Raw genomic sequence first — 6,073 nt, 5'->3', positions numbered from 1 at the left:
CCGCGGGGGGGCGGCCCCACCCCCCCCCGCGCCCCCCCTCGGGGGGGGGGGGGGGTTGGTTCGGGTTTTTTTGGGGGGGGGGGGGGGGCCCCCCCCCCCCCCCCCCCGCTCCCACATTTAGCCCGCGCCCATATTTCATGTTTCCGGAGCTTTTCATGACGGCCCACGCCGACCTTTCGCCGACCCTTCAACTCGCTATCGACCTGATCCGCCGTCCGTCCGTGACGCCGGTCGACGCCGATTGCCAGAAGCAGATGATGCAGCGCCTGGGCGATGCCGGGTTCAAGCTTGAACCGATGCGCATCGAAGAGGTGGATAACTTCTGGGCGACCCACGGTAAACACGAAGGCCCGGTGCTGTGCTTCGCCGGCCACACTGACGTGGTTCCGACCGGTCCGGTAACCGCCTGGCAGATCGATCCGTTCAACGCGGTGATCGACGAACACGGCATGCTCTGCGGCCGTGGCGCGGCCGACATGAAAGGCAGCCTGGCCTCCATGACCGTGGCAGCCGAGCGTTTCGTCGCCGATTACCCGGACCACAAAGGCAAGGTCGCTTTCCTGATCACCAGCGACGAAGAAGGCCCGGCGCATCACGGCACCAAGGCTGTGATCGAACGCCTCGCCGCCCGTAAGGAACGTCTGGACTGGTGCATCGTCGGCGAACCATCGAGCACGACCCTGGTGGGTGACGTGGTCAAGAATGGCCGTCGCGGCTCCCTCGGCGCCAAATTGACCGTGCGCGGTGTGCAGGGTCACGTGGCGTATCCACACCTGGCGAAGAACCCGATCCACCTCGCTGCCCCGGCGCTGGCCGAACTGGCCGCCGAGCACTGGGACCACGGCAACGATTTCTTCCCGCCGACCAGTTTCCAGATTTCCAACGTCAATTCCGGCACCGGCGCGACCAACGTGATCCCGGGTGAACTGGTGGCGGTGTTCAACTTCCGCTTTTCCACCGAGTCCACCGTCGAAGGCCTGCAAAAACGCGTCGCCGATATTCTCGACAAGCATGGCCTGGACTGGCACATCGACTGGGCGCTGTCCGGCCTGCCGTTCCTCACCGAACCGGGCGCCCTGCTCGACGCGGTGTCGGCGAGCATCAAGGACATCACCGGTCGCGAAACGCAAGCTTCCACCAGCGGCGGTACTTCCGACGGGCGCTTCATCGCGACCATGGGCACTCAGGTTGTCGAACTGGGCCCGGTGAACGCGACGATTCACCAGGTCAACGAGCGCGTGCTGGCGGCCGATCTCGACGTGCTGACCGAGATCTACTACCAGACCCTGATCAAGTTGCTCGCCTGATGCTCGCGTGTCCGATCTGCAGCGAACCGCTGAACGCGGTGGACAACGGCGTGGCTTGCCCCGCCGGGCATCGTTTCGACCGTGCGCGGCAGGGTTACCTGAACCTGTTGCCGGTGCAGCATAAAAACAGCCGCGACCCTGGGGATAACCTGGCGATGGTCGAAGCCCGTCGCGACTTTTTGAACGCCGGCCATTACGCGCCGGTGGCCAAGCGTCTGGCGGAACTGGCGGCGCAGTACGCGCCCCAACGCTGGCTGGACATCGGTTGTGGCGAGGGTTACTACACCGCGCAAATCGCCGAAGCCTTGCCCAACGCTGACGGCTATGCGCTGGACATTTCCCGGGAAGCGGTCAAACGCGCCTGCAAACGTAACCCTGCCCTGACCTGGTTGATCGCCAGCATGGCACGGGTGCCGTTGGCCTCCGGCAGTTGCCAGTTTCTCGCCAGCGTTTTCAGCCCGCTGGACTGGGAAGAAGCCAAGCGCCTGCTCAGCCCCGGCGGCGGCTTGATGAAAGTCGGGCCGACCAGCGGCCATCTGATGGAATTGCGCGAGCGACTGTACGACGAAGTCCGCGAGTACACCGATGACAAGCATTTGGCGCTGGTGCCGGAAGGCATGACGCTGCAGCACAGCGAAACCCTGGAGTTCAAACTGACGTTGGTCAATGGTCAGGATCGCGCGAACCTGTTGGCCATGACACCCCACGGCTGGCGCGCCAGTGCCGAACGCCGGGCGGCGGTTATCGAACAGGCCGAGCCGTTCGAGGTCACTGTTTCGATGCGCTACGATTATTTTGTTCTTCAATAAACTCTTGAATTTTGGTCTTGAGCAAACAGCTTGAGGCCGGCTAAATCCGCGAATGGATTTTTCAGACCCGCAGTGAGGACATCCATGCGCCAACCCGATATCGAGATTTACCTGAAAGACGCTGACGTCGACTACAAGGCCATCGCGGCCTGGCTCGGCGCGGCTTTAGGCCCGTGCACCGACTGGGTTCAGAAAGGCCAGACCTACAAGTGCAAGGCCGGCAGCGTGCCGGTCACCTGGCTGCCGAAAGCCGTTGGCAAATGGAACAGCCTGTACCTGGAAAGCGACCAGACCCCATGGGAAGACGATATCGCCTGCGCCCGCGCAGCCTTTGCAGCGCTGAACGTCGAAGTGCGTTGCGCGCCGGGTAGCTGGGTCGAGGAAGAAGGTGAAGAGACGGCCGATCGCTGGATGCGTATCAGCGCCGATGGTGAAGAAGAAATCACCTGGAAAACTGCCTGACATTGATCGTTCCCGCGCTCTGCGTGGGAATGCCTCAACGGACGCTCCGCGTTCGGCTTTTGATGGGACGCGGAGCGTCCCGGGCTGCATTCCCACGCAGAGCGTGGGAACGATCTTCAGAGGCCTACAACGTCTTCGGCCTGCAAGCCCTTCTCCCCGGTCACCACTGCATACTCGACCTGCTGACCTTCAGTCAGCGAACGATGACCTTCGCCGCGGATAGCGCGGTAGTGCACGAACACGTCCACCCCGTCCTCGCGCTGAATGAAGCCATAGCCCTTGGCGTCGTTGAACCACTTCACATTGCCGGTTTCGCGCGTAGCCATATCTAAGTTACCCCCTTGTTTTTATTTTGAACGGCCGAGTATATGACAGCCGCAAAAACTCTCAACTCAAGTTTACTTAGGCGCTTTTTTGCCGATTTTCGGCGAATACGGCACACTATCTGCCGCCCGAGCAAACGCTCGGTTTTTTCCACTCACGCAGAAGCCGTATGACCCGTTCCCCGTTCCGCCGTCTTGTGTTTGGCACCCTGCGCCGACTGCTGTACCTCTGGGTTCGCTCGGAGACGATCAATCAGTCGTCGTTCACCCTTGACCTCGACCGCAGCCGGCCGGTGTTCTACGTCCTGCAAAATCCTTCACTGACCGACCTCGCCGTGGTCGATACCGAATGCAGCAAGGCCGGCCTGCCGCGCCCGGTGTTGCCGGTATCGGTGGGTGCGCTGGTGGAGCCCGCAGCGTTCTTTTACCTGACGCCGGAGCCCGACTGGCTCGGCCGTCAGGACAAACGCGGTGCGCCACCCACCCTGACCCGTCTGGTCAGCGCCCTGAGCCAGAACGCCGCCGAAGACGCGCAGATCATTCCAGTGAGCGTGTTCTGGGGCCAGTCGCCGGACAGCGAATCAAGCCCGTGGAAACTGCTGTTCGCCGACAGCTGGGCCGTCACCGGGCGTTTGCGTCGACTGCTGAGCATCATGATTCTGGGGCGCAAAACCCGGGTGCAGTTCTCGGCGCCGATTCATTTGCGTGAACTGATCGATCACAACAAAGGTCACGAGCGCACCGTACGCATGGCCCAGCGGATCCTGCGGGTACACTTTCGCAACCTGAAAGCCGCCGTCATCGGCCCGGACATTTCCCACCGCCGCAACCTGGTCAAAGGCCTGCTCAATCAGCCCTCGGTCAAACAGGCGATCCTCGACGAAGCCGAGCGCGAGAACATCTCCCCGGAAAAAGCCAAGGCCCAGGCCTTGCGCTATGGAAACGAGATTGCCTCGGACTACACCTACACCGCGATCCGCTTTCTGGAAGTGGTGCTGAGCTGGTTCTGGAACAAGATCTACGACGGGATCAAGGTCAACCACATCGAAGGTGTGCAGAAAGTCGCCCAGGGTCACGAAGTGATCTACGTGCCGTGCCATCGCAGCCACATCGACTACCTGCTGCTCTCCTATTTGCTGTTCCGCAACGGCCTGACCCCGCCGCACATTGCCGCCGGGATCAACCTCAACATGCCGGTGATCGGTAGCCTGCTACGGCGTGGCGGCGCGTTCTTCATGCGCCGCACGTTCAAGGGCAACCCGCTCTACACCTCGGTGTTCAACGAATACCTGCACACCCTGTTCACCAAAGGCTTCCCGGTTGAGTACTTCGTCGAGGGCGGCCGCTCGCGCACCGGGCGCATGCTGCAACCGAAAACCGGGATGCTCGCGATCACCCTGCGCAGCTTCCTGCGTTCGTCGCGCATGCCGATCGTCTTCGTGCCGGTGTACATCGGCTATGAGCGCGTGCTGGAAGGCCGCACCTACCTCGGCGAATTACGTGGCGCGAGCAAGAAGAAAGAATCGATCTTCGACATTTTCAAAGTCATCGGCGCGCTCAAACAGCGCTTCGGTCAGGTCGCGGTCAACTTTGGCGAGCCGATCAAACTGGCGGAATTCCTCGACAGCGAACAACCAGACTGGCGCCAACAGGAACTCGGTCCGCAGTTCAAACCGGCCTGGCTCAACGAAACCACCAACCGCCTCGGCGAGAAAGTCGCACAGCATTTGAATGAAGCGGCGGCGATCAACCCGGTGAATCTAGTGGCCCTGGCGTTGCTGTCCACCAGCCGCCTGGCCCTGGACGATCGCGCCATGGCGCGGGTGCTCGATCTGTATCTGGCGCTGTTGCGCAAGGTTCCCTACTCCTCGCATACCACCCTTCCGGAAGGTGACGGACGGGCGCTGATCGAGCATGTGAAGGACATGGACCTGCTGTCCGAGCAAAGCGATGCGCTGGGCAAGATTCTGTACCTGGACGAACAAAACGCCGTCCTGATGACCTACTACCGCAACAACGTGCTGCACATCTTCGCATTGCCGTCGTTGCTGGCGAGTTTCTTCCAGAGCACCTCGCGCATGAGCCGCGAGCAGATCCTGCGCTACACCCGCGCGCTGTATCCGTACCTGCAATCGGAGCTGTTCATTCGCTGGTCGATGGACGAACTCGATGCCGTTATCGATCAATGGCTCGAGGCTTTCGTCGAGCAAGGCCTGCTGCGTTTCGAAAAAGACGTGTACCTGCGTCCGGCACCGAGCTCACGGCATTTCGTACTACTGACGCTACTGTCGAAAAGCATCGCCCAGACCTTGCAGCGCTTCTACATGACTGTTTCCTTGCTGCTCAACAGCGGCCAGAACAGCATCAGCGCCGAAGAACTGGAAGATTTGTGCACGGTCATGGCCCAGCGTCTGTCGATCCTCCACGGCCTGAACGCCCCGGAGTTCTTCGACAAGAGCCTGTTCCGTCACTTCATCCAGACAATGCTGGACCTCGACGTGCTGCGCCGCGACGAAGCCGGCAAGCTGAGCTATCACAAACTGCTCGGCGAACTGGCCGAAGGTGCGGCCAAACGGGTATTGCCGGCGGAGATTCGCTTGTCGATCCGTCAGGTGGCGCTGCATCGCAGTGAAGATGCGGCGGACCAAGTCGCGGCGCCAGCGCAGACCGTCTAAATTCCTACAGGCGCCAGGCTTCTTCTGGCGCCTTCGATACGGAGATCTTCGATGAAAAAACTCTCTCTCGTCCTGCTGACTACCCTGCTCGGTGCCTGCCAGTCGACACCACCGACCGCCAACGCCAGCCTCGACGGCGAAGTGTTCTACTTGCAACGCATCGCCCTGCCACCGAGTGCAACCTTGAGCGTCACCTTGCAAGATGTGTCCTTGGCCGACGCACCCGCAGTAGTGCTCGACGAGCAGAAAGGTCCGGTCAAAGGCCAGGTGCCGTTGCCGTTCCATTTGAGCTACGATCCGGCGCAGGTCAAACCCGGCCACCGCTACTCGGTCAGCGCGCGCATAGAAGTCAATGGCGAGCTGATGTTCATCACCACTGAAAATCACGCCGTGCAACTGGACGGCAAAGATCGGCAACCCCTGAAAATCCGCGTCGACGTGGCCCGTTAATTCTATTTTCTGAACCTTTTTTTCTGAGCCTTTTTTCTCTAAATAAG

6 protein-coding genes are annotated in these 6,073 nt (G+C 61.1%); 5 read left to right on the top strand and 1 reads right to left on the bottom strand.

The window, feature by feature from the left end:
* The first annotated feature begins 155 nt into the window (after positions 1–155).
* The 3 genes from dapE (at position 156) to ACZ9IM_RS28960 (ending at position 2,578) form a co-directional block, all read left to right on the top strand.
* On the top strand, positions 156–1,307 hold the full coding sequence (gene dapE, locus ACZ9IM_RS28970) for a succinyl-diaminopimelate desuccinylase (protein ID WP_476225720.1): 1,152 nt from the start codon (positions 156–158) through the stop codon (positions 1,305–1,307).
* On the top strand, positions 1,307–2,116 hold the full coding sequence (locus tag ACZ9IM_RS28965; RefSeq protein WP_427625706.1) for a putative RNA methyltransferase: 810 nt from the start codon (positions 1,307–1,309) through the stop codon (positions 2,114–2,116). Before dapE ends, ACZ9IM_RS28965 begins: the two co-directional genes overlap by 1 nt.
* Before the next feature lie 84 nt (positions 2,117–2,200).
* Positions 2,201–2,578 carry a hypothetical protein gene (locus ACZ9IM_RS28960; protein WP_008070352.1) on the top strand — a complete coding sequence of 126 codons (378 nt, stop codon included), beginning with the start codon at positions 2,201–2,203 and terminating at the stop codon, positions 2,576–2,578.
* A 116-nt stretch (positions 2,579–2,694) separates the two neighbouring features.
* Here the strand turns inward: ACZ9IM_RS28960 and ACZ9IM_RS28955 are convergent, their stop codons facing one another.
* Positions 2,695–2,904, bottom strand: coding sequence for a cold-shock protein (locus ACZ9IM_RS28955; protein ID WP_007964248.1), 210 nt, complete (start codon positions 2,902–2,904; stop codon positions 2,695–2,697).
* Between the two features lie 167 nt (positions 2,905–3,071).
* On the opposite strand from ACZ9IM_RS28955, the gene plsB reads away from it, so the two are divergent.
* A complete protein-coding gene (gene plsB / locus ACZ9IM_RS28950; protein WP_476225719.1) occupies positions 3,072–5,576 on the top strand; it encodes a glycerol-3-phosphate 1-O-acyltransferase PlsB in 2,505 nt (834 codons plus the stop codon).
* Between the two features lie 51 nt (positions 5,577–5,627).
* Positions 5,628–6,026, top strand: a complete 399-nt coding sequence (locus ACZ9IM_RS28945; protein WP_476225718.1) for a YbaY family lipoprotein — start codon at positions 5,628–5,630, stop codon at positions 6,024–6,026.
* The last annotated feature ends 47 nt before the right edge of the window (positions 6,027–6,073 follow it).

Source organism: Pseudomonas sp. TE12508 (assembly GCF_056279485.1).
Note: the sequence above shows the minus strand (reverse complement) of the source record. Positions and strands in the feature narration are given on the sequence as shown.

Coding starts and splice junctions, on each gene's coding strand:
- dapE (WP_476225720.1), top strand. CDS start 156: ATGACGGCCCACGCCGACCTTTCGCCGACCCTTCAACTCGCTATCGAC.
- ACZ9IM_RS28965 (WP_427625706.1), top strand. CDS start 1,307: ATGCTCGCGTGTCCGATCTGCAGCGAACCGCTGAACGCGGTGGACAAC.
- ACZ9IM_RS28960 (WP_008070352.1), top strand. CDS start 2,201: ATGCGCCAACCCGATATCGAGATTTACCTGAAAGACGCTGACGTCGAC.
- ACZ9IM_RS28955 (WP_007964248.1), bottom strand. CDS start 2,904: ATGGCTACGCGCGAAACCGGCAATGTGAAGTGGTTCAACGACGCCAAG.
- plsB (WP_476225719.1), top strand. CDS start 3,072: ATGACCCGTTCCCCGTTCCGCCGTCTTGTGTTTGGCACCCTGCGCCGA.
- ACZ9IM_RS28945 (WP_476225718.1), top strand. CDS start 5,628: ATGAAAAAACTCTCTCTCGTCCTGCTGACTACCCTGCTCGGTGCCTGC.